This is a genomic window from Bacillus cereus group sp. MYBK5-2 (assembly GCF_051915685.1).
GTDB lineage: Bacteria > Bacillota > Bacilli > Bacillales > Bacillaceae_G > Bacillus_A > Bacillus_A cereus.
Genome location: NZ_JBQAFE010000012.1, coordinates 1 through 23,843, shown reverse-complemented (window position 1 = coordinate 23,843; position 23,843 = coordinate 1). Strand labels below are relative to the sequence as shown.

The following is a 23,843-nucleotide window of genomic DNA, read 5'->3' as shown; positions in this document are numbered from 1 at the left end:
TGGAAACAAATTTTCTATCAACATTTTAACATAAAATCTATATAGAATACTATATGAATTTTAGGCTGCAAAGTAAAAAAATAAAAGACACATTTAAAATTTCACGTATCGTAATGTTTAATAAAAAATAAAATACTTAAACAATAGATTTGGGATGTTGCAGAATCTTAATGATAAGGATACTTTTTTATTATATTTAAGCAAAAGAGAACTCTTAAATTTTAGCAGTCAGGATACTGACTGCTAAAATTTGATTATAGAACTATTTTTCTGTGGCAAAATAAAGCAAGGCTATGGTCGGAAAAGCGATTCCTATCCATAATGTTAGATTCCATCCTCCTAAGGCATATGCCCATCCTCCAATAAAGGATCCAACAGCACCTCCTAAAAAGAAAATAGCCATAAATAGCCCATTTAATCGACTACGAATTTCTGGACTCAACGAGAAAATTAAACGTTGGCTAAGCACAAGGTTTGCAGATACTCCCATATCCAACAGAATTGCAGCAATTACTAAAACAGCTATTCTTATGGGGGAACTACTTTGAATAATAAGTGGTAGTAATAAAGAAATAATAACAACAGTGAGTGCTATCCCAGTGGCGGGTCGTGTCCAGCCAAGATCAGCTAGACGCCCACCTATTGGAGCGGCTATTGCACCTGTAATTCCGACAAGTGCATATAATGCTATGACAGTCTGGGAAAAATGAAAAGCAGGACTAGACAATAATAATGGAACAGTGGTCCAGAATAAGCTGAAAGCCCCAAATACACAAGCGTGATAAATTGCACGACGGCGTAAAATTGGAGTAGTTCGTAGTAGTTGCCACATTGAACTAAGTAAGGCGGTATAATTTGTTTTTGCCGTTGGTTTCCTAGTAGGGAGTACCTTCGATAATACAAACGCCAAGACAATGATTACAGTAGCAGATAAAGCAAATATTGCATTCCATCCCCAGATATCAGCTACTAGACTAGATATCGGACGCGCAAGCATAATACCTAATAACAGGCCACTCATAACATTACCAACTACACGACCGCGTGCATCTTCCGATGAAAGGTATGATACAAAAGGTACGAGCACTTGCGCTGCGACCGAACCCAGTCCGATAAAGAATGAAGCTACTAATAACATGATTGCGCTCTTTACAAAAACTGTGGCAGTTAGAGCAACTGCACTTAGTAATAACAATATAATTATCAATTTTTTATTCTCAACAATATCCCCCAATGGTACAAGAAATAGTAAGCCAGCAACATATCCAATCTGGGTTAGCGTTACAATTAATCCGGCACTACTATTAGAAAGACCAATTACATTACTAATTAACCCAATTAAAGGCTGCGCATAATAAAGATTAGCCACGATGATACCACATGCGGTTGCCAGAAGAATGATTAAACCCGATGAAATTTCCTTATCACTTGCTTTATTTTTAACATTAGACATAACAATTTCCCCCCATACTTTTATTTCAGAATTACCTTGGTGTATTTTGGAACTTAGATAAAGCCATGGCCATTACAAGATTCCTTAATAATTAATAAACTAAACGTTCAGTTTATTAATTAACTAAAATATATACTAAACGTTCAGTTTTGTAAATGGGCTATTTTATTATTTGTTCATATTAAGTATACTAAACGTATAGTTTATGTTCTTGAAAGGAATGATTAATGTGCAAGGTAAAAGAGGTAGACCGCGTAATATCGAAACCCAAAAAGCTATTCTTTCTGCATCTTATGAGTTATTACTGGAAAGTGGCTTTAAAGCAGTCACAGTCGATAAAATTGCAGACCATGCTAAAGTTAGTAAAGCTACGATTTATAAATGGTGGCCTAATAAGGCTGCTGTAGTAATGGATGGTTTTCTTTTTGCTGCCGCAGCTAGATTGCCTATACCTGACACAGGCTCAGCATTGAATGATATTTTAATTCATGCTACAAGTTTAACCAAATTTTTGATAAGTCGGGAAGGGACTATTATTACTGAGTTAGTTGGGGAAGGACAATTTGACTCAAAGCTGGCAGAGGAATATCGTACTCGATATTTCCAGCCACGTCGCCTGCAAGCAAAGAAACTCCTGGAGAAGGGAATTAAAAGAGGCGAATTAAAAGAAAATCTCGATGTTGACTTAAGTATCGATCTCATTTACGGACCAATTTTTTATCGGTTGCTAGTAACCGGTGAAAAGTTGGATGATTCCTATGTGCATGACTTGGTAATAAATGCATTCGAAGGAATACGCTTGAATTAATTAATATTAAAATAAAGATTTAGAAATTCTACTGTCTCTTATGCGGAGGCAATTTATATTAACTTGGTAAATAAAGTATTTAATTTTTAAAAACTGATGTATATGGAATGGTCTCCCAATACATCAGTTTAAGAATTAAGGGGATGTTAAAAATAATCAAGATAATTACTCTAAATATAACGTCATGCAAATAATTTTCGTTATGGGGTAATTCTGAATTCTTAAGTTGATGGGCATGGGGTAGCACCACATCGCTATCAAGCTAACAAATAAAAATCCCCCAAAATAAAAAAACGATATTCTTTCTATCTAAAGTGTAGAAGAATTATCGTTTTTTTATTTTTACAAATGTAAAAAGTTTTTGACAAAATTAGAGGTGATGTTCATAAAAATGGAGAACATAATTCGTATTTTACGTAAAGAGCAAAAGCTTTCCCAAGGAGATTTAGCTAAATTATGTCATGTTTCAAGACAAACGATTAATGCGATTGAGAATGACTGATATTCTTTGCGTTTGCAAATTGAAATTTTATTTAAAACGTGAAAGTCATTCTTTCAAATCCATCATTGTACCTACTTTTATAGAAATACAGTAGGCTTTTTTACATTAAAAAACCTCACCATCCTATAGAAATGGTGAGTTCCTTATATAGATTATTCAATAGCTCGTTTTCTCCAATACTTTCTTCTTAGTTGAACATCTATTGTGACATAATCATACCAACAAAAATTATTACTATAATTACAAGTGCTATAGCAGCACCCAATAACATTTGTCCATCAGTACCTGCACAAAATTCTTTTAAATCTGCTTTTGCTTGTTTCCTATTTTCGCCTGTTGAAAATAGATAACGAATAGAATATATAACTAGTAAAAAGTATGACGTGATTATATCTATCATTACTTATGTCCCCCTACTATATGTGTACTATTAATTAACTAATAATTGCCTTATACATTATACCAGCTAGGATAAATGAAAGTATAACAAGTTATTTGTATAACCTATTTTATTAATCGATATCGCATTACTATATGATGGTTCATATCAAAAAAAGACATCTAATAATTCCTTAACGTACGAAATTCACGTTATGTTGGCGCGACCCCATCGCTATCAACTTAAAAATTAATTGTTCCCCAAAACGAAAAAAAGAAACATAGAAGTGAAAAACCTCTGTGTTTCTTTTTAATAAATATATTTTTTGGAAAATACTTTGAACTTTCGGGTACAGATGCTCCTTCTATCCTATTATAGAAGCTATTTTGAACGTAAGTAATTTGTAAGGAATAGGTAAGAAAAAAGAGATTTTCATTGTGTAGGATAAAAATATAAGGCGGTGTGAAAGGCGGAAAAGATATGACTTATATATAAAACAAACCAGTAACAAGAGTGTTTCAAGGAAAAGAAGTAATTTCTGGGGTTAACATACATGTGGAAGAAGAGGGATTTATCGTTTGTTAAGACAGAATAGCTTTTGTAAAAATAATAATTATGAATATGATTACGAATTCAATTCTGACTTTTTGTCATTGGTGGAGATAATAGCTGTGTGATTAATACGAAACAGCAAGCAACTAACTTTACAATTTAAACAAAGGAGAGGGATGCTTTATGAAAACACGCAGTAAAATTACATGTGCAAGTCTATCACTTTTAATAGCTGGAAGTTCCCTGTTATACATAACACCAGCCTCAATTGTAAAAGCAGAACCCACGCAAAATGTATCTAGTTCGTTACAAACAAGTAATCAAAGCGATCGTAATTCCGTTAAGAAAGCAATGCGGGATGCACTCCAACTTGGATACCCTGGAATACTCGCTCAAATTTCTAAGGGTGGTAAAAATTGGAGCTATGCCGCCGGGATAGCGGATCTGAGAACCAAGAAAACAATGAAGACAGATTTTCGCTTTCGCATTGGTAGTGTGACGAAAACGTTCATTGCAACAGTGCTACTTCAATTAGCTGGAGAGAACCGCTTGAATTTAGACGACTCCATTGAAAAATGGTTGCCTGGTGTTATTCAAGGAAACGGATATGATAGTAACCAGATTACTATCCGGCAGATATTGAATCATACAAGTGGTATCGCTGACTATATAAAGTCAAAAGACTTTGATATTAAAGATACAAAAAAAGCGTATACAGCTGAAGAATTCGTAAAGATGGGGATTTCTCTTCCACCAGACTTTGCTCCAGGTAAGGGCTGGTCTTATTCAAACACAGGATACGTAATACTGGGTATCCTTATTGAAAAAGTAACTGGAAACAGCTATGCGGAAGAGGTTGAAAATCGAATTATTGAACCGCTTGAATTGTCGAATACATTTCTACCTGGTAATTCAACGGTTATTCCAGGCACCAAGCATGCCCGTGGATATGAAAGATATGATGGAGAAAGTGAGCTAAAAGACGTTACTTATTCTAACCCAGGTAGCTCGGATGGAGATATGATTTCTACTGCTGAAGATTTAAACAAATTTTTCTCTTACTTACTCAGTGGCAAATTACTGAAGGAACAGCAACTAAAACAAATGCTTACTACAGTTCCTACAGGAACAGAAGTAATCGATGGATATGGTCTTGGAATCTATGAAACTAAACTTCAAAACGGTACCTCGATATGGGGACACACAGGCGGTGTTCCAGGCTTTACTACTTTTGCTGGAGGCACACTTGGAGGCAAGCATATATTGGCCATCAATTTGAATGGCCATAAAACTAGTCATAGTCGTTCTGATCCTTTTAAAAATATTTTACTTGCTGAATTTAGCAAGTAGGTAAAAAGGAAAAACAGATAAATTTCCCCATAGTTTTTATAGTTAAAAATATACCTTTCTGGTTAAAAAAAACAACTCACTCTAAAAAAACTTGGGGGTAAAACAAGTTCTTAAGTTGATGGACATTTGGCGGGACCCCATACCCATCAACTTAAGAATTTTATAACACCCCCAGGATGAAAATTTCGTGTATTTTTAATAGAAAACGGTTTTTTTTTCGTTAGGGGGTATTTGCTTTTCTAAGCTTGATAGCGATGTGGTGCTACCCCTAATTAATCTGGTTCATGGCAAAAAACAACTAATCTACAAACAAGCAATCTCTACACTTACTATGTAAACTATAATATAAGTAATTCTTTTTATTATTATATGTTTGTTCTTTCTTGTTGCAGAATCCTTAAGTTACTAAGGATTCCTTTTTTGTATCTAAAATCCAAAAATAAAAAGATAAGATCCGGGAACAGGATCTTATCTTTAGCACAAGGAGTAAACAAAAGGATAAACATCATATTTTTATTATAATTTATTTTTTGTTAATTTTGAATATTAGAACCATAATTAACAAGTATATCTATATTGAAAAATTTATTACAAAATTAGTTATAAATGATTCAAAACTCTAATGTAAACTTTTAGCCAGTAGTTTACTTTCATAATATTGATTTTTATACGTGTTTGGTAAAGAAGATACAATGAATTACTAATAAAAACTATAACGAAATCTAGTTCGGTATAGTAAAGTGCAAATGAAAATTCCCTCTTCGCTATCTCCCCAAAAAAGAACCATTGCTGATAATCTTATAGACTGTATTTTCAGAAACATTACAAGCGTGTAAGTAAAATGAAAGGAAATTCAATATGAGAAAAAAAATCTTACTACTATAATGAATAACAGAAACACTCATGAAAAAATGTGGTGCGAATCTAGGTGATTTTTATGTCTTTCCATTAAGGTTTTGTCGCAAGAGCAGTACTGCATTAAAATTCAATTGAAAAATTTGATGAAGTTATCACCTTTCGAAAAGATGATTTCGTTAAGTTTACATCAATTAGAGAGAACCACATGGATACCGGTATAATTCTGGATTAATAATTACTAGAGGTAACGATACTTCGTTATTTTATCTAGAATATTATTTAAATTACCCAACACGGGACCTAATGGACTGTTGGAAATAGGCGATTCCTGAGAACAACGATGTATCCACCAGTTATCTTAGCAGGCTCTACCTATAGTCCCTGTGGTGAGAACATAAGTATTTTGTACGTTGATTTACCCCAATTTCTACTTTAGCTTGCTTGTCACAACTTTGATAAGCGTGGAGCGATAGAACGTTGAAGAATGATTTGTACCAGTATATCGTGGCGAACAGATTGACTTAGGCCAACCGACATTCATCTTCCATCTAAAATTAGTGTTGCACACCCTCACATTTTTGAGGAAGGAGTCTTCTGTCAGAAAAAAATAAAAAACACAGAGGTTTAAAATGAACATTATTTCCGAACTATTCGTTAGTTTTGCAATTCCTACGATACAACTCACATTTTTGTTCCTTCTTATACTTATTTTTAGCTATTTTGTAGTATATAAAAAGGTATGTAAAGGTGAAAAAAAGTTTACCGTACAACAAATTATATTATTGATATTAATAATAGGATATTATTCTCTTGCATTATCAGCTACTTCATTTGGTCGTTCAGATGATATAGCTTATGCAAGAACAATTGACTTTGATGTACTTAGTGTTTATAAAAAAGCATGGAATACCTTTTCATTTTCTTCTTTTTTCCATATCATTGTGAATATTGGTATGCTTTTTCCATTAGGAGTTTTATTCCCTTTATTTAGTAATGTTTTTCAAAAAGTAAAATGGATGTTAACCAGCGCAATTATAACAAGTTTATTAATTGAAATACTTGAATTTACAATGCAACGTGGAAGTATGGAACTGGTTGATTTACTCCATAATATTTTAGGAATGATGCTAGGGTATTCTGTGTTAAACATAGTTCTTATATTGTTGAAGAAAAAAGAAACGCATACACAGATGATGAAATATTTATTCCTTCCTATTACAGTAATTCTCATCGCATTCGGAATAATTATTTCGTACCATATGAAAGAATTTGGAAATATGCCTATTGATCCCAATACAAAAATAGATATGTCTCACGTTACGATAAAAACATCAATAGAGTTAAAAGAAGAAAGGGAAAAAAAACCTGTTTACAAAGATTCCGTTACTAAAAAATCACCTGTTCGAGATGTCGAAATTCTTTCTCCAAAGGAAGCATTTCAAAAACTGAAACAAGGAGAATTCGAACCTATAGGATCTTTCAATGCAGGCGATACATTATTCATTACAAAATATAATATAGATTACTACACTGATACAAAAGGTTTCTCTCAACCTATATATGTCTTTGAGGTACATGTAAATGATAATGACGAAGATACTTGGTCTCAACCTATTTCCGCAAGGGAATAATATGAGACTACTAGTACTGGCTGTAATCCATGATACATGGGAAAGGCGGAGTCTGTTTTGAAGACTTCGCCTTTGTTTGTATAGTGCATGCAAGGGTACGGAAACGATTTAAAGAGAAGGGGACATCATCTATCAACTCTCATTTTTAATTTGTAAATTTGGAGGGGATTTATCCTTTGAATATAGTAAAAGTAAAAGATCTTAGTAAAGAATACACAGGTAAAGTTTCGCATACAGCACTTTTAAATGTGAATTTAACAATCATAGAAGAGAATTTGTTGGGATTATGGGCCTTTCTTGTAGTGGAAAAACAACGTTATTGAATATGATTTCTACTGTTGATTTGCCAACATCAGGGAGTATATTAATTAATAGTAAAAATCCGTATTAACTTTCTACCAATAATTTAGCTTTATTTCGCAGACACGGGTACGGCCAAGGTATATGTAATTTTGAATATTATTTATACATTTTTTTTAAAACGCACTTGTGATTACGGATTTCTTTACCACTTTTCAACTTATTATCATACATCCTAATCATACAGTTGGAACAAAGTGTTTTCAGTAGCTAATGGATGGATGATTAGGGTGTACCTATAATAGACGAAACTGCATTTATATGCCAATCTCATGTATACATTAACAGTAAAAAGAGAAGATGGTTCTTCCGCTCGTATTAGATGACCTGAATGTGAAAAGAATAAATAAACGAGCATATGAAATATCAGGAGGACAAGCACAGCGAACAGCGATTGTCTGTGCACTTATTCATTCTCCTAAATTGATTCTTACCGATGAGCTAACAGGGAATTTTGATACTAAACTCTCTTAAGATGTAATGGAGATATTAACACAATTAAATATAGAAGAAAAGGCAACAATGGTGGACAGTTATATAATGAAATTTTCACAATGACAATTGTCCATTACTTTATAAAAATATTATGGACAGTTTTTCTATGTTAGGAGGGAGTAAAAATGACTTTTCGACAGCTAGCATTTAATAATATTATACGGAATAAACGAATATACTTTGGGTATTTTTTTAGTAGCATATTTGCGGTAATGATTTTCTTTACTTATGGTCTACTTTTCTTTCATCCAAATCTAAAAAGCGAACTGACTCATGTAAGTACTATAATGAGCACATTTGGGAAAATAGGATTTCAACTATCGTATTACTTAATTTTTGTTTTCTCTTTCTTATTTATTTTCTATTCTGTTAGCGCATTTTTAAAAAATAGAACAAAAGAGTTTGGATTATTAATGTTACATGGAATGTCTCATAAACAGTTTTATCGATTAATTTTTTTCGAAAACATGTTGATTGGAATCCCTTCTATACTAGTGGGTATTGGACTTGGGATGGTTTTTTCTAAATTATTTTTACTAGTTAGTGGGTCTTTATTGGCAGTAGAGCATAGGTTACCATTTTATTTTCCATTAAAGGCTATTGGAGTAACAGCTCTATGCTTTTTTATCTTATTTCTACTTATTTCTTTGTTTACATCAAAAATGGTGAAAATGAATGAGCTTGTAGAACTCATAAAATCAGAAGAAAAACCAAAACCTCAACCTGAAGTGTCTGCTTGGCTATCTTTGTTGGCTATAATCTTAATTGGAGCAGGCTACACTTCTGTCCACTACAGTATCGATGCAATCGCAATTAATTATATGAGTGGGAATGAAGTATTACTGATCGTTGGATCAGGGGTCACGCTTATTATATTCGGAACTTATATTTTCTTTCATCAATTTTGTCTATATGTGATATACAATTTAAAAAATAGAGAAACTACATTCTTTAAAAGAACCAATCTCCTTGTTATTTCAGAATTAGCGTTCCGAATGAAAGATAATGCGAGAACGTTCTTTATGGTTACAATTATATCTGCGGTATCTTTTACAGCAATTGGAGCTTGTACAGCTATCGGAAATCCTGAATTAGCAAAAAATGAGACCCCATTTGCATTTACCTATAGATCGGATTGGGGAAATCCACTAGAAAAATCTCATATTGAAGAGATAAAAACACAATTAGAAGAATCTGGATTTCCTTATAAACTTGCAACAGCAAAATTTAAAATAACACAGAATGACATTAGATTAATTAATCTTTCTACGTATAATGAATACGCTAAAACACTAGGATATGAAATAGAAAAATTAACAAATGAAAATGAAAGTATCGTTATACTACCAATGAAAAAACACAAAAGTGTAGAGGATCTAAAACCTTTTGTGTTAAGGCATGGTGAACTAGAAGTACCAGTTACTGTTCAAAAAACATTAACTATCCCAGAATTAAAAGAGATGCTTGCTAAAACTGTTATTATCTCTGATGCTGTTTACAATGAAGTCCTAAATATTAAAACTGTAGATGTTGCTATCTCGCAAGATTACACTATATACGGTTTTATTATAAAAAATTGGCCTGAAACAACTGCAGTTTCGAAAAATCTTATGAAATCTGTTGGTACGAAATTAGACGATTCTTATACTTTTTCATCTTTGAGTTTGAAATGGCTTGAACTAAAACAACAAAATGGATTGCTTTCTATTACAAGTATATTGGTGGGAGTTGTATTCTTCGCATTTGCAATAAGTTTTTTATATTTCCGTCTATTTACTGATTTAAAACGTGATCAAGAGCAGTATCAAATGATTTCAAAATTAGGTTTAAGTCAAAAAGAGTTAAAGAAAATTATAACAACACAAATGATGATATTATTTTTCTTACCCATTGTAGTAGCTATGATTCACAGCAGTTTTGCATTTCTAACTTTGCATCAATTAGGACAAACCATAAGTAGGGAAATGTCCGTTATTCAAAGCTCAATTGTTGTATTAGTAAGTTTTTTTTGTATTCAATTTATTTACTTCCTTATTATTAGAAATTTCTATATAAAACGCATATGTACAAAAATAAATTCATAAAAAAGATAACTAAAAAATTGAAGGTGCAGATGCACTAAATATGATTGAATCTGCACCTTTATTGGGGTACCGCAACATCTTAGCTTGATAGCGATGGGGCGGGACCTCAATAAGAACGGTATCTAAGATTGTATGAGAGGTATAGGATAGGAACCCTTCTACTTAATTTATTTTGATCGATCATGAGGAACCGTTACAGTAGCTATTTTAGTTGTAACATTCCCTGTATTGTCCATAGCAGTGTATGTCACAGTGTATATACGTCCATTTCCACTTCCCAGTCTATCTGCACGAAGACTAAAGGAGTCAGTGGACCCACTAATAGGTTTATTATAATTTGCATTCCGAATATCATCAGATTGAAGTGTTTCATTGCTGGTAATGGATGTTAACACTACTGAATTGATTCCTGATGTACCATCAGAAGCATGAATTGTAGCTGTAATCGGAACCATTTTATGATTAGGCGGCCATATTATTGTTATGTCTAAACTGATGTTTAGCACAGTAGCTGTTTTATCTAGTTTAATTGTTTTTTGCTGTTACGATTGGTGCATTTCCCCTGGGTGTAGCAAAACCATCCGTTGTTATCATTGCTACTGCATCATTAGCCTGAAAACCAGCGCTTAACATCTCATAAATAATTCCGTCTTTCTTATTAATAATCATAGGTATATTTAGAAAGGGATAGCTATTAATATTATTATGAATAATTGCTCCTGCGGCGTTCTTTCTTATCTGATGCCCTTGCATTTTTACACTCCTTTTTAATAATCCAAACGTGATTGCATCAATTCACTTTATTTAACATCTATTATGTTAGAAAATTGCAGTTTCATCTTATTATAAAAAGCATCCGCGCATATAATAGCGCTATTTGAAGGATCAATATCAACAACGGTCATATAACTAGTGAGTAAATAACCATCCTCATAATATGTAATCATTATTTCTTCTTCAGATACTAAGGAACATAATAGCATGTTTTCAATTCGTTCTTTTTCCTCAGTTGTTAAAATCGGACGGGTTACTTTGTTTTGTTCCTTAATCATTTCACGTATCCCATCAAATTGAGATGTTAATGCAGCGAACGGAGTCCACTTGACCATTTTTCTTCCTTTTGGCATATTAGCGTTATTCATGATTTGTGTCCCCCTATTAGTGTATTTCTATATCTAGCTGTAGCGCTATGCGTGTAGGAAATTCCCCGCAATATACTGTTCTTCCCAAACCTTGTGCGTATTTCATCCATTACTTTTGTTAATTTTACTTCTTGTTCTCGCTGCGTTATGTTATCAAAAAGAGAAATTTGTTCTTCTCCTTCTTGAAGGAGGTTTGTTAAGGATATGTTTATGTTGCGAATGGGTTCGCCAGTATATTGTTGATGTAAAAAGTATGTACAAATCTTATAAATATCCATTGTTAGGTTAGTTGGACGACTTAAAGTATGTGTTTTTCTAATACCACCGTTATAACTCTTGCTATAACCGACAGAAAAATGAATGGTTTGAGCAAGCTTATTTTGTCTTCTAAGCCGATAACAAACTTCTTCTATATGTTCCAATAGAATAATCGGAAATTCTTCTATCGTGTAGTCACGCATTAAAATTTGGCTTTTTCCAACAGAAGTTGTGGCAGGAACATATTTTTCTGAAATGCGACTAAAGTCGATTCCGTGGCTATGTAAGTGTAATTCTTCCCCAATCTTGCCAAAGCTCTGTTTTAAGTATTTAAGGGGATAATTGGCTAAATCTCCAATAGAGTATATTCCCTTTCTATTTAACTTTTCTTCTGTTTTATATGATATGCCCCAAAATTTATTAAGGGGGCGTATGCTCCATAGTTTTGTAGGTATATCCTCGTACTGCCAAAAAGCAATTCCATCTTTGTTTTTCTTAGCTTCAATGTCTAGGGCAACTTTGCTCATTAAAGGGTTAGGGCCAATTCCTATTGTGCATTCGATCCGTGTTTTCGCATATATTTCACGTTTAAATTTCAACGCAAACTCATAGGGATCATTAGCAAATAAATGAATACTATCTGTAATATCCATGAAGAACTCGTCGATGGAATATTGGTGAAAATCCTCAATAGGAACGTACTGCAAAGCTAGCTTTGTTATGTAATTGGAGCAATTTATGTAAGTACCCATAATTGGATTTACAACAAGAATGTCTTTTCTGCGAGGAATCTCGTATAATCTGGCCATCTTTTTTACACCTAATGCTTTTAATGGTGAAGTGGCAGCTAGAACGATTGAACCGTTTCTATTTACATCACCGACTACTGCCAATTTTGTATACATAGGATCTAACCCCATTTTGATGCAACTTACTGAAGCGTAAAAGCTTCGTAAATCCACACATAAGATGATTCTATTCGGTAAGATAGAATAGTCATACACTGTTATTCCTCCCTAAATAATAAGAACGTTTGTTCTTATTATATACGAACTTACGTTCTTTTATAAAGAGTTTTTGTTTAAAAATAATTTTTTGCATAAAGAAGAGACACTCTTATATGAGTGTCTTTCAGATATTCTGCTTGTGGGAGCAGCAATTCTAATGCCAATTAGTAATAAGAGCGCATAGATATATATCCTCTTACTATTGATTAAAGGCGCACTATAATAGGGATGTATAAAAAATTATATAGGTAGATAGAACACAAAAGGAGTTTCCTTTGTGAGAGTAGAGGGACGTCTTTTTTCTTGCTACTGATAATAGAACGTTATGTAAATTTGACATGTATAAAATATACAGGGTTCTTTATTCAACTGATGGAGCAAATTAGTTGAACAGGACATTTCAAAAACAGTATGATTATGAAAGGTGGAATATTAAGAAATTTGAAAAAAGTCGAAATCTAAAAATCAAATTTGTAAATAGAATGGATGATACTATGAATGAAAACAGAATAAAAATACTCGCTATTTCAGGAAGTCTACGGAAGAATTCCTCTAATACAAACGTTTTATATGCTATTTCTAATCTGAAATCCGAAAATATTGATTTTCAATTTTATGAAGGATTAGAACATCTCCCATACTTTAGTCCTGAAGCAGATACAGATGATCCTCCTGCTTCAGTTAAGGACTTACGTGAACAACTTAAACTAGCTGATGGTGTAATAATTTGTACCCCTGAGTATGCGAGGGGAGTTCCAGGAGTTCTAAAAAATGCTCTTGATTGGGTTGTATCATCGGGAGAGTTTATGAATAAGCCAGTAGCTGTTATTAGTGCTTCTTCACGTATTACAGGTGGAGATAAAGCACATGAATCAATAATGCTCACATTACAAATGATTGAAGCAAATATCCCAAAAGAAAGCACTTTACAAATTGGTGTCGTAGGAACCAAGATTAATAGTAAAGCAGAAATCCTAAATCCTACGACGAAAGAACAATTAAAATCAGTGCTTAATTCCCTTATTTCATCTATCTAATGTTAAGTAAAACACATGTATTTACTTCCGATAACACTTGATTATGTGAACATAAGAGCCCTCCAGATCAATTAAACTGGAGGGCTTTTGATAGTTTCTAAAATACATTGACTCCCGATAATGAGACGTTATGTTAACCTCCTATGTATAAGATATACAAAGGAAAATCTAAGTAAAGCATCGAAGAAAATCACGAAAAGAGGGATACCAATGGAAAAATATTTTGAGGAAGCACATCGTTTTTGTTCTCGTAATAGAAAACTTTTAGAAAAGGATATTATATGTGGTTGTTTCCACTGCTTAAAAGTATTTAATCCTAAAGAAATAACAGATTGGTGGGAAAAGGAAGAAGATACAGCAGAATGTCCTCATTGTGGAATTGATTCGGTTATAGGAGAAAGTTCTGGGTTTCCCATCACAAAAAAATTTCTAGTAGAGATGAATAAGAGATATTTTTAAAGATTTATTGACTACCGACTTCGAGAATTATGTAAATAAGCTCAATTTCAAACTATAATGGCTAGAAATTGAGCTTAAATTAATGGTGTAAATTCGCATAATCCTGATATGATGCTATCCCTTAGTTATTTTTTTAGCTTGTTGACTTAACATAATTGTAATTGCTGATGCTGTAACAATACCTGTAATCAGGCATTTATACATATCTTTAAAGATTAAACCAAGTAGTACACCAATAATTACACCTAAACTCAAGATAGAAATTCGATTTCTTTGATCCATTTATTATTCCTCCATTTTTTTTAACAATACATTAACTTTGTGAAGAGCAAAATTTAAATCTGTTTGTTCTTCATTATTTAGTTTCATTAAATTTCCACTGAAGTTTTGATAGATTTTAGTCCATTTTTGATTTATAACCTCCTTACCTGCTGGTGTTAATGATATTAAAGAGGCTCGCTTATCTTTGGTATCAGGAATTTTCTCAATATATCCTCTAATTTCTAGATCCTTGATAACATTTGTTAGTTGTTGCTTTGCTATATTTAAACCAATACTAATGTCTTTAATATTTAATACTCTTTGTTGCATGTATATAAACTCAATTACGTGGTTCTGTATATGTGATAACTCTGTAAGGTTTTTGTTTAAGTCCCTAAAACTGTTAAAAACATTTGGTATCAAAGCAATGTATTCTTTTGCAATCTTTTCAATCATTAAAACCCCTCCTTTAGTAAATATTTTATTACTAAAATTAGTTCAAAGCAACATAAAAATATAAATATAGTACATTTTCATTTACTATATTGGGAAGATTTATATATGAATTTGTTTTTTCTGTGAACGTGCTCTTTGAACTGTGTACCTCATACAGCTCTAGTTAACATAACGTATCATTATCAGTAGCAATAGTAAAGGAGGAACCCTACTCTCACAAGGGAACCCCCTTTTTTGTGCCATGGGTCTATGCATTTTTCTATACATTACTATCCTGACAAGGTTTTAGGGTCCTCTTTTATTCGTGAATTAGTAGAAAAACTGTATAATATCTTGCATATTCTTAGCGTGGTTATTTTCCAAAATGCTGGTGATACCCCTCATTGTATTTAAAGTGAAAATTTTTAAATATAGCAGAAATGATAATAAAGTATTTATCTCTAATTTGCTAACTAAAATTTTTCAATACAATTAATGTAGTAGAAGCAATTGAGAAATAGGTTATTAAATATTCTACATTTTATAGACTTGCTAAACAGTATAAAGAAGTAAAAAAAGGGAAACCTAACGAATAATTAAGGATGATTCAGGGGTACCAAATGGAGCATAAAACAGAAGTAACAATTGGGGATTACGTTCAATTTTTATATCGTAAAAATCCTAATTTAGAATTAACCGGATATGTAGTCAGTGTTCTACAGAATACAATTGTTGTAGATATTACAGAGATAATGGGATTTGAAGTAGATGATGTTAGGCAAGTAGTAAAACACGGTTACTATAATAAAGTGAATCAAAGGCAAATAAAAAATAATGTTTCATAAAAAATGCTCCTAGATCAATCTAGGAGCATTTTTTTGATGAAGTTACTGGATTTCTTACGATGATAAATACCAGCCGTTAAAGAGTAACATATTCATTTAGAAAAAGCACTATCATGGATTCTTTTATATGCCAACCGACGCTCATCGCTACCTAAAATTGGTGTTTCACACCTTCACATTTTTGAGGAAGGAGTCTTCTGTTTGAAAATGCTAAAAAAAGTCCTTAACAATTTGTTAAGGACTGCGGAATAGAACCGCAATTTGGGCTGACACCCAATCAGTTTGCAGAAAATAAATTGCGATTATAATAGCAATTGCATTCCCAAAAGCAATATTTCATATGGATTGTAGCATAGCTGTAACTAGATTGGTATCAATAAAATATGGATTGGATTACAAATAGTGGTTTTGAATATTAGAAAGAGTTTAAAAGTTAATTACTTCTCATGAAGAAAAGACCTTAAGAAAACTTGTAACGATAAATTTTTAGAGGAAGGGTGGATTTTTAATTGTAAATTCACATAATTTTCAAATATCAAAACCCTGGATGTTAATATTTGTTATATAATGAAATCAAGCCGTAATCAATATGGTTTCCCCGTTATGAATAATGAGATAATTTATGTGTCCCGTGTACTCGCTTTAAAACAAAAAGAACTTGTAGTGATTTCTACAAGTTCTTTTTGTTTTTCTTATTGTATTAGAAAAAAGCCCTTTAAATATAGCAGGAGCGACATGTATTTTTTATCAAATATACATGTCTAATGAGAAACACAAAAACTCTATATAGGATGAATGTAATCCTTACAGTTTCTTTATAGAGAATTAAAAACGGCAAAAAACAAAAAGGTTAATTTTATCAATACGAGTTTTTTCTTTTACATATTAAAATGGAAGTACCCTTTCAATGTATACTGACCCCTTCACAAATCGTGAAGGGATTTTTTTATTTAATAAATGAGTTTTACAAAACATATAGAATGTTAAACTGATAAAACCCATTAATCACAGTATGTGTACATGAGATAAATGGGTTTTTATTAATATGTGTTCGAAGATGTGGGAAGTATTTTGTGTGTCTATAAAGGTTGGTTTTAAATTTTACGGATGTCTGTATATTCCATGAACATTTACAGATATTTTTGTTATAATTATTGATGAGGTGTATGAAATGAAACATAAAACATTTGGATATGTACGAGTTTCCGGTAAAGATCAAAATGAAGAACGACAAATTCGAAATATGAAAGATTTAGGGATAGAAGATCGAGATATTTTTATCGATAAACAATCTGATAGAAATATTCAACGCGAAAATTATCAAATGTTAAAACGTCTTGCTCGTACAGGTGATACCATTGTATTCGATTCTTTAACTAGACTAGGAAGGAGCATGAATGATGTCCTAGAGGAATTCAGATACTATGAAAAGCATGAGATTAATTTACAATTTATAAAAGAACCATTCATTAATGTAAATTACACAGGTAAGAGTACAAATGATGTTATTCAAAGTGCTATTCAGAAAGCAACTCTTACCATTTTATCTGCTTTTGCAGAAAAAGAACGGCATGATATTAAACAGCGACAAGTGGAGGGTATTGCTCTAGCTAAAAGGAAAGGTAAGCGGTTAGGACGTCCTCCGGTAGAAATTACAGCCGAATTTATTGAAGCCTATAAAGAATGGAAGTCTGGTGGCATTACAGCAGTAGGAGTCATGAAGAAATATGGTATCAAACGTTCTTCGTTTTACAAACTTGCTAAGCAGTATGAAGAAACAAAACATAAAAATCTACTGAATGATTAATTATAATTTAGGAGGTTATTATATGAAACATACAGCAAAAGTAAAAATTGGTGATTGCGTTCAATTTTCTTATCGTAAGAATCCTTCCTTGCAATTAACTGGATATGTGGTAAGAGTTTTAACGAATACCATTGTTGTAGAGGTTTCAGATATGATGGAAGAGGAGTTAATTGATGCTAGACAGGTAGTAAAGCATGGGCGTTATCATAAGATAGCCCGTAAACAAGTGAAAAGTAAAGTTTCATGAAAAACGCTCTTAAAGAAATCTAGAAGCAACTTTTCAAATGTCATATACTGTCTTGAATACATTTGTGAATTGGCATTTTTGTTCGTATTTTGTATACTAAATGTGAGTTTCCTTACAGTAGGCAACCTTTCAATTTCTATGACAGCCAACTAATCTGTTAATTATGTATGGTAGCAAATAAGCTCTTATGTCCACAGATATAAGAGCTTATTTGTATATGAATCACTCTTTTATGTACAATGAAAGAAAAATATCATATGAGATGGGAAGAGGAAAACCCATGTCCAACCAACAATTAGTGAATTTACGCATTGATTTTTCGTTTTAACAATTATTTGGTACAAGTGGAAATGAGGATATTCTCATTGCTTTTTTAAATGCTATATTACAGGATTCTTTAGAATCGCCCATTGTTTCGTTACAATTAGAAGATCCACACTTGCACCGAGAACACGAAGAGGATAAATTATCGATTTTAGATATTTCCGCTACATTAGATACAGGAACAAAGGTAAATGTAGAAATACAGTTGAATAACAATCATGACATGATTAAGAGAAGTTTATATTACTGGGGAAGGCTATATACATCCAAATTACAAAAGGGAATGCCATATAGTTCTCTTCACAAAACCATTACGATTAATTTATTAAACTTTGTGATGTTTCCAGAAAAAGAAACGAAGTCAAATTGACTTCGTTTCTTTTTTATATGACTTTTTATTAGAGCAAAGTAACGATTATTACTTTTAGGGGTCTCGCCACATGCTCACCAAGCTAAAATTTTGAAGTGCCCCCAAAACAAAAAAATTATTGTTTTACCGTGATTTATGAGAAGTCAACTCATTTTCTTCGTTTTGGGGAGCTACCAATTTCTTAAGTTGATGGCAATGGGGGTACTATCCCTTATTAAGGTTAATTTAAGTCTTTTGGAAATTAATTCTTTAAATTAGTTTAAGTACTTGCTATTATTTAGGGGAAATAAAGGGGGAGAAAATATATGATGAACATACGTAGAGCGACAGTAGAAGATGCAAGAGAAATAGTTGTGATAAAACATAAGATTGTTGAAACGACAAACTTTTTTCTTCGATCACCTGAAGAGCCGCAAGAAAAGGCAGAAGATTATCAAAAAAAGATACAAACAGGACAAGAAAATGGAGGATTAACATTAGTAGTAGAATTTAATGATCAAGTCATCGGTTTTTTATCTTTTTCTAGATCTTCCTATATGCGTTTACACCATGCCGGTTCATTTGGAATGGGGATCAAACCAGAATTCGGTAATGCGGGTATTGGAACAAAGTTACTATCCCATTTTATTGAATGGGCAAAAGAACAAGAAGGATTAGAAAAGATATGTCTGGATGTATTTTCAAACAATGAACGGGCTATAAATTTATACAAGAGACTAGGATTTAGAGAAGAAGGTAGGCAAATAAACCAAATTAGGTTCAAAGATGGTTCTTATGCTGACATTATTTTAATGGCACTTTATATAAAAATACCGAGTAAATTCGCATACTAAGGGTGAGAATTTACTTGCAGTTTCCGTAATTTATCATTTTAGCCAAGAAGACTCCTTCCTCAAGGAATGCGAAGTGAGTAGGTGGGAGATGAATTGGCTTCGGACAAGAGATGGCAGGAAGCCATCTTAATTGTTCGATATACATAAAGTGTTACTTCACTATCTATCGAATGTATGTTTGTTGTATAATAGACACATGCCGAAATGGAGGTGAAATGAATGATGATTAATAAAGCATATAAATTTCGTATCTATCCAAATAAAACACAAGCAACCCTAATTAATAAAACAATTGGCTGTTCTCGTTTTGTATTCAATCATTTCCTATCTCTATGGGATCACGCATACAAAGAAACTGGGAAAGGTTTGACATATGGTACATGCTCTGCAAAACTCCCTGCCATAAAAAAAGAATTTGTTTGGCTCAAAGAAGTGGATAGTATTGCGATTCAGTCGTCTGTTCGCAACCTTGCGGATGCTTATACACGCTTTTTCAAAAAACAAACTAGTGCCCCCCGTTTCAAATCTAAGAAAAACAACGTACAATCTTACACCACAAAACAAACAAATGAAAACATTGCTGTCGTAGGAAACAAAATAAAATTGCCAAAACTAGGTCTTGTTCGATTTGCCAAAAGTCGTGAAGTACAAGGACGTATTTTAAATGCTACGGTTAGACGCAACCCTTCTGGTAGATACTTTGTGTTATTGTTAGTTGAAACAGAAGTGCAAGAACTTCCGAAAACACATTCTTACATTGGGATAGATGTAGGACTAAAAGATTTCGCCATTTTGTCAGATGGAACACCCTATGAAAATCCGAAGTTTTTCTGATCATTAGAAGATAAGTTGGCGAAAGCACAGCGTGTTCTTTCTAGAAGAATGAAAGGATCTTCTCGCTGGAATAAACAACGAGTAAAAGTAGCTAGAATTCATGAATACATATCAAATGCTAGAAAAGATTACTTAGACAAAATCTCAACTGAAATCATCAAAAGCCACGATGTTATCGGTATAGAGGATTTGCAAGTATCGAATATGTTAAAGAATCATAAGTTAGCAAAAGCAATTAGTGAAGTATCTTGGTCACAGTTTCGAACCATGTTGGAATATAAAGCAAAATGGTATGGCAAACAAGTCATTGTCGTATCGAAAACATTTGCTTCTAGCCAATTATGTTCTTGTTGTGGATATCAAAACAAAGACGTTAAAAATCTGAACCTACGTAAATGGGACTGTCCTTCTTGTCGTACACACCATGATAGGGATATTAACGCAAGTATCAATATAAAGAATGAAGCAATAAGGCTTCTAACCGCAAGGACTGCGGGGTTAGCCTAACCAATTAGAGTTCGATAGAACTCTTTACTTAGGAATCCCTCACTTCTAAACGAAGTGAAAGTGGGGGTAGTTCAAGTTATATCCCAAAACCATGTATCCACAAGTTTATGTAATATCCATCCGATATGTATCCGAAATCATACTTGTTCACCAAATTGAGTTTTATCATAGGAGTCAAGTCACATGTCTGTCAACTTGGATTAGTACTAACGGTTGCTATAATAAGGGAGAATGTAAATATTTAAAACAGTAGAGTTTTGACTTCCAGAACTTTTTTATTATGGAGTTACTTCAAAATCTTTGCTTGTTAACGATATGTTGATTCCTAATACCTGCATAATATTTAGTCATATTTCCTTATCTATATTGATTTCTTGAGAAACATTGCAACAGAATCGTTCTATGAATTAGATATATCATTTTTGTAACATGAGCGGTCATAGAATAGTACGGTAAAGATTAGGGTTAATGTTAAAGCATTCAATAGTTATACTGATAAGGAGGAAACTAATGAAAAAACTAACTTTTAACGATTTGAACTCGCCGGAAACTATGCGTAATCCCATTATGTTCTATAAAAACCTCATGGAGCAACAAGAGCGTTTCTTTCGCATTGATGACTTTTATGGCATGGGAGGGGCATGGGTTGCATTTCACTATGATGATGTGGTTGCAATTTTGAAAGATTCCCGTTTTATCAAAGATTTACGAAAATTCACACCGCCTCGTGATAAGCAGAATCCTATTGAGGAGAATACAGCAGTGAGTAAGCTATTTGAATGGCTTATGAATATGCCGAATATGCTTACGGTAGATCCCCCTGATCATACTCGCCTACGTCGGCTAGTCTCTAAATCCTTCACACCACGTATGATTGAGGACCTTCGTCCTCGTATTCAGCAAATTGCCGACGAATTGTTGGATGTTGTACAGGAACAAGGAAAGATGGAAATTATTGCAGACTTTGCTTACCCACTACCCATTATAGTCATTTCAGAGATGCTTGGGATTCCCGCCAATGATCGAAATCAGTTTCGCGCATGGACACAAGAACTGATGAACGCCTCAGTGGATCCTGGTCAAGGGACTGCAGTGACAGCAACACTTGAAAAGTTTATTAATTATATTGAAGTATTGTTTAACGAAAAACGCCTAAATCCTAGTGATGATTTGATAAGCGCGCTAGTTCAAGCAAAAGAACAAGAAGACAAGTTGAGTAAGAACGAGCTTCTTTCGACAATTTGGCTGCTCATTATCGCTGGACATGAAACGACAGTTAATCTAATTAGTAATGGTGTACTAGCGTTACTTCAACATCCTGAACAAATGAATTTACTAGGGCAAAATCCTTCTCTGCTGCCTTCCGCTGTCGACGAACTATTACGCTATGCTGGCCCAGTTATGTTTAGTAGCCGTTTTGCTAGTGAAGATGTGACAATACATGGAAATAGGATTCGTAAAGGCGAATTAGTTCTACTCTCCCTGACTGCTGCAAATATTGATCCAAACATATTTCCTTATCCAGAGGAATTAAATATTTCACGGGAGGAGAATAACCATTTAGCCTTTGGGGCTGGTATACATCACTGTTTAGGAGCTCCGTTGGCGCGTTTAGAAGGACAAATTGCATTAGGCACTTTGTTAAAGCGGCTACCTAATCTTCGCCTAGCAATCGAAGCGGATCAATTGATTTATAACCATAGTAAAATTCGTTCCCTTGCAAATCTACCAGTTATTTTCTAACCTAAGATCCGACATTAGTACCTATGGTGAGTGAACTACCCGCCACTTAACGTCCTAACGGACTGTTTGAAGTGGGGGCTTCTCGGTTAGTCGTTACTTTTGGTAGCTAACGAATTCGTCCTAAGACAGCCGAGCTAACTCCCTTGTTCCAAGGGTTATTTTATTGCTATCTATGCTAACGCCAATAGGCGTATTGCTTCATTTTTGATATTGATAGCTGCGTTATAATCTCTATCGAGATTTACACCGCATATACAAGAATAGACTCGCTCAGACAATGACATATTTTTCACATTCCCACAACTGCTACATGTTTTTGTGGAAGGAAACCATTTGTCTATTTTCACAAGCTGTTTGCCTTGCTCATTTAGTTTATAAGCTAAGAAAGAAGTGAACATACCCCAAGCATTATCAGCGACGCTTTTTCCAAAATGAAGTGCTTGCGATATTCCCTTCATATTTAGATCTTCAATAGCTACAACATCAAAATGAGTAGCTAACTCTTTAGACTTATGATGAAGGAAGTTCTTACGTTGGTTTGCTACTTTTTCATGCAGCTTAGCTACACGGATACGTTGTTTATTCCAACGCCCTGAACCTTTTGTACGTCTTGATAATACTCGTTGAGCCTTTGCTAATCGGTCTAACATTTCACGATAGAACTTAGGATAATTGGCTCTCTCATCCTCAGAACTGACGTATAATTGATCCATCGCAAAGTCTAATCCAACAACTGTTTCTACTTCTTTTTGTACGATCTCTTTTTCGTATTCAGTCAAAATGGACACATAGTATTTACCAGTAGGTGTCATAGAAATCGTACATGACTTGATTATATGGCCTTGTGGTATTTCTCTATGCTGTTTAATACGTACCATTTTCAGTTTTGGCAATTTGATATGACCGTTAAGCAACATAATATTTCCGTTCACTACATTCGTTGTATAAGACTTTCTGTCTTTTTTGCTTTTGAATGTTGGAAAGTCATTTTGACCACGAAAGAAATTTTTATAGGCAGTTTGCAAGTTTAGTTGAGCATTTGCCAAAGCTAATGAATCCACTTCTTTTAACCACTCAAATTCTGCTTTGTATTTTGCTGGAGTGGGAAGCTTTTGTTTCTTTAGTTGATCCTTATCATCTTTATGTTTTTTATACGCTTCTTTCCGTTCAGCTAACATTCTGTTATACACGAAACGTACACAACCGAAGGTTTTACGCATAAGATGTGCTTGGTCTTCTGTTGGATACAAACGGAATTTATA

20 protein-coding genes and 5 pseudogenes are annotated in these 23,843 nt (G+C 33.3%); 16 read left to right on the top strand and 9 right to left on the bottom strand.

What is annotated here, in order from left to right; all coding sequences use genetic code 11:
• Window positions 1-262: 262 nt before the first annotated feature.
• Window positions 263-1,453, bottom strand: coding sequence for an MFS transporter (locus ACTFP3_RS26875; RefSeq protein ID WP_440011721.1), 1,191 nt, complete (start codon window positions 1,451-1,453; stop codon window positions 263-265).
• A 220-nt stretch (window positions 1,454-1,673) separates the two neighbouring features.
• Here ACTFP3_RS26875 and ACTFP3_RS26870 point away from each other — a divergent pair, with 220 nt between their 5' ends.
• Both ACTFP3_RS26870 and ACTFP3_RS26865 read left to right on the top strand, forming a co-directional pair.
• Window positions 1,674-2,261 (top strand): TetR/AcrR family transcriptional regulator, encoded by a 588-nt coding sequence (locus ACTFP3_RS26870; protein ID WP_440011777.1) that lies wholly within the window; start codon window positions 1,674-1,676, stop codon window positions 2,259-2,261.
• Between the two features lie 391 nt (window positions 2,262-2,652).
• Window positions 2,653-2,760, top strand: a pseudogene (locus tag ACTFP3_RS26865) (helix-turn-helix transcriptional regulator); the annotation flags it as partial.
• Window positions 2,761-2,962: 202 nt separating this feature from the next.
• On the opposite strand, the gene ACTFP3_RS26860 reads toward ACTFP3_RS26865, so the two are convergent.
• Window positions 2,963-3,163, bottom strand: a complete 201-nt coding sequence (locus tag ACTFP3_RS26860) for a hypothetical protein (RefSeq protein ID WP_440011720.1) — start codon at window positions 3,161-3,163, stop codon at window positions 2,963-2,965.
• Between the two features lie 714 nt (window positions 3,164-3,877).
• Here ACTFP3_RS26860 and ACTFP3_RS26855 point away from each other — a divergent pair.
• The 5 genes and pseudogenes from ACTFP3_RS26855 to ACTFP3_RS26835 all read left to right on the top strand — a co-directional run bounded on the left by ACTFP3_RS26855 (window position 3,878) and on the right by ACTFP3_RS26835 (window position 10,472).
• Complete coding sequence (locus tag ACTFP3_RS26855; RefSeq protein WP_440011719.1) at window positions 3,878-5,044, top strand: serine hydrolase domain-containing protein; 1,167 nt, start codon at window positions 3,878-3,880, stop codon at window positions 5,042-5,044.
• Window positions 5,045-6,531: 1,487 nt separating this feature from the next.
• Window positions 6,532-7,533 (top strand): VanZ family protein, encoded by a 1,002-nt coding sequence (locus tag ACTFP3_RS26850; protein WP_440011718.1) that lies wholly within the window; start codon window positions 6,532-6,534, stop codon window positions 7,531-7,533.
• Between the two features lie 176 nt (window positions 7,534-7,709).
• Window positions 7,710-7,921: pseudogene (locus tag ACTFP3_RS26845) on the top strand (ATP-binding cassette domain-containing protein); the annotation flags it as partial.
• Window positions 7,922-8,193: 272 nt separating this feature from the next.
• Complete coding sequence (locus ACTFP3_RS26840; protein WP_440011717.1) at window positions 8,194-8,367, top strand: ATP-binding cassette domain-containing protein; 174 nt, start codon at window positions 8,194-8,196, stop codon at window positions 8,365-8,367.
• A gap of 146 nt (window positions 8,368-8,513) precedes the next feature.
• Window positions 8,514-10,472, top strand: coding sequence for an FtsX-like permease family protein (locus tag ACTFP3_RS26835; protein ID WP_440011715.1), 1,959 nt, complete (start codon window positions 8,514-8,516; stop codon window positions 10,470-10,472).
• Window positions 10,473-10,639: 167 nt separating this feature from the next.
• Here ACTFP3_RS26835 and ACTFP3_RS26830 read toward each other — a convergent pair whose 3' ends face one another.
• The 4 genes and pseudogenes from ACTFP3_RS26830 to ACTFP3_RS26815 all read right to left on the bottom strand — a co-directional run bounded on the left by ACTFP3_RS26830 (window position 10,640) and on the right by ACTFP3_RS26815 (window position 12,876).
• The gene (locus tag ACTFP3_RS26830; RefSeq protein WP_440011713.1) at window positions 10,640-10,927 is read right to left on the bottom strand and encodes a hypothetical protein; all 288 of its coding nucleotides are present in this window, start codon (window positions 10,925-10,927) and stop codon (window positions 10,640-10,642) included.
• 73 nt (window positions 10,928-11,000) lie between these two features.
• Window positions 11,001-11,225 (bottom strand): annotated as a pseudogene (locus ACTFP3_RS26825) (hypothetical protein); the annotation flags it as partial.
• Between the two features lie 47 nt (window positions 11,226-11,272).
• The gene (locus tag ACTFP3_RS26820; RefSeq protein ID WP_427263749.1) at window positions 11,273-11,614 is read right to left on the bottom strand and encodes a YolD-like family protein; all 342 of its coding nucleotides are present in this window, start codon (window positions 11,612-11,614) and stop codon (window positions 11,273-11,275) included.
• The gene (locus tag ACTFP3_RS26815; protein WP_440011711.1) at window positions 11,611-12,876 is read right to left on the bottom strand and encodes a Y-family DNA polymerase; all 1,266 of its coding nucleotides are present in this window, start codon (window positions 12,874-12,876) and stop codon (window positions 11,611-11,613) included. Before ACTFP3_RS26815 ends, ACTFP3_RS26820 begins: the two co-directional genes overlap by 4 nt.
• A gap of 485 nt (window positions 12,877-13,361) precedes the next feature.
• On the opposite strand from ACTFP3_RS26815, the gene ACTFP3_RS26810 reads away from it, so the two are divergent.
• Window positions 13,362-13,916 carry an NADPH-dependent FMN reductase gene (locus tag ACTFP3_RS26810; protein WP_440011709.1) on the top strand — a complete coding sequence of 185 codons (555 nt, stop codon included), beginning with the start codon at window positions 13,362-13,364 and terminating at the stop codon, window positions 13,914-13,916.
• A gap of 210 nt (window positions 13,917-14,126) precedes the next feature.
• Window positions 14,127-14,375, top strand: coding sequence for a cytoplasmic protein (locus ACTFP3_RS26805; RefSeq protein ID WP_221818466.1), 249 nt, complete (start codon window positions 14,127-14,129; stop codon window positions 14,373-14,375).
• Window positions 14,376-14,489: 114 nt separating this feature from the next.
• Here the strand turns inward: ACTFP3_RS26805 and ACTFP3_RS26800 are convergent, their stop codons facing one another.
• Complete coding sequence (locus tag ACTFP3_RS26800) at window positions 14,490-14,657, bottom strand: hypothetical protein (RefSeq protein WP_179951845.1); 168 nt, start codon at window positions 14,655-14,657, stop codon at window positions 14,490-14,492.
• A 3-nt stretch (window positions 14,658-14,660) separates the two neighbouring features.
• Window positions 14,661-15,092, bottom strand: a complete 432-nt coding sequence (locus tag ACTFP3_RS26795; protein WP_149214596.1) for a MarR family winged helix-turn-helix transcriptional regulator — start codon at window positions 15,090-15,092, stop codon at window positions 14,661-14,663.
• Between the two features lie 599 nt (window positions 15,093-15,691).
• Here ACTFP3_RS26795 and ACTFP3_RS26790 point away from each other — a divergent pair.
• The 7 genes and pseudogenes from ACTFP3_RS26790 to ACTFP3_RS26760 all read left to right on the top strand — a co-directional run bounded on the left by ACTFP3_RS26790 (window position 15,692) and on the right by ACTFP3_RS26760 (window position 22,581).
• Complete coding sequence (locus ACTFP3_RS26790) at window positions 15,692-15,916, top strand: DUF2187 family protein (RefSeq protein ID WP_000400416.1); 225 nt, start codon at window positions 15,692-15,694, stop codon at window positions 15,914-15,916.
• 1,171 nt (window positions 15,917-17,087) lie between these two features.
• Entirely contained in the window at window positions 17,088-17,723 is a 636-nt protein-coding gene (locus ACTFP3_RS26785; RefSeq protein WP_098294966.1) for a recombinase family protein, read from the top strand.
• Between the two features lie 22 nt (window positions 17,724-17,745).
• On the top strand, window positions 17,746-17,970 hold the full coding sequence (locus ACTFP3_RS26780; protein ID WP_000683046.1) for a DUF2187 family protein: 225 nt from the start codon (window positions 17,746-17,748) through the stop codon (window positions 17,968-17,970).
• A gap of 280 nt (window positions 17,971-18,250) precedes the next feature.
• A pseudogene (locus tag ACTFP3_RS26775) lies at window positions 18,251-18,649 on the top strand (Rpn family recombination-promoting nuclease/putative transposase); the annotation flags it as partial.
• Between the two features lie 320 nt (window positions 18,650-18,969).
• Window positions 18,970-19,497 (top strand): N-acetyltransferase family protein, encoded by a 528-nt coding sequence (locus ACTFP3_RS26770; RefSeq protein ID WP_427263747.1) that lies wholly within the window; start codon window positions 18,970-18,972, stop codon window positions 19,495-19,497.
• Between the two features lie 219 nt (window positions 19,498-19,716).
• A pseudogene (tnpB, locus tag ACTFP3_RS26765) lies at window positions 19,717-20,838 on the top strand (IS200/IS605 family element RNA-guided endonuclease TnpB).
• Between the two features lie 510 nt (window positions 20,839-21,348).
• Window positions 21,349-22,581 (top strand): cytochrome P450 family protein, encoded by a 1,233-nt coding sequence (locus ACTFP3_RS26760; RefSeq protein ID WP_440011705.1) that lies wholly within the window; start codon window positions 21,349-21,351, stop codon window positions 22,579-22,581.
• 170 nt (window positions 22,582-22,751) lie between these two features.
• Here ACTFP3_RS26760 and ACTFP3_RS26755 read toward each other — a convergent pair.
• Window positions 22,752-23,843: RNA-guided endonuclease TnpB family protein (locus ACTFP3_RS26755; RefSeq protein WP_440011703.1), on the bottom strand; the 1,092-nt coding region annotated here is incomplete at its 5' end.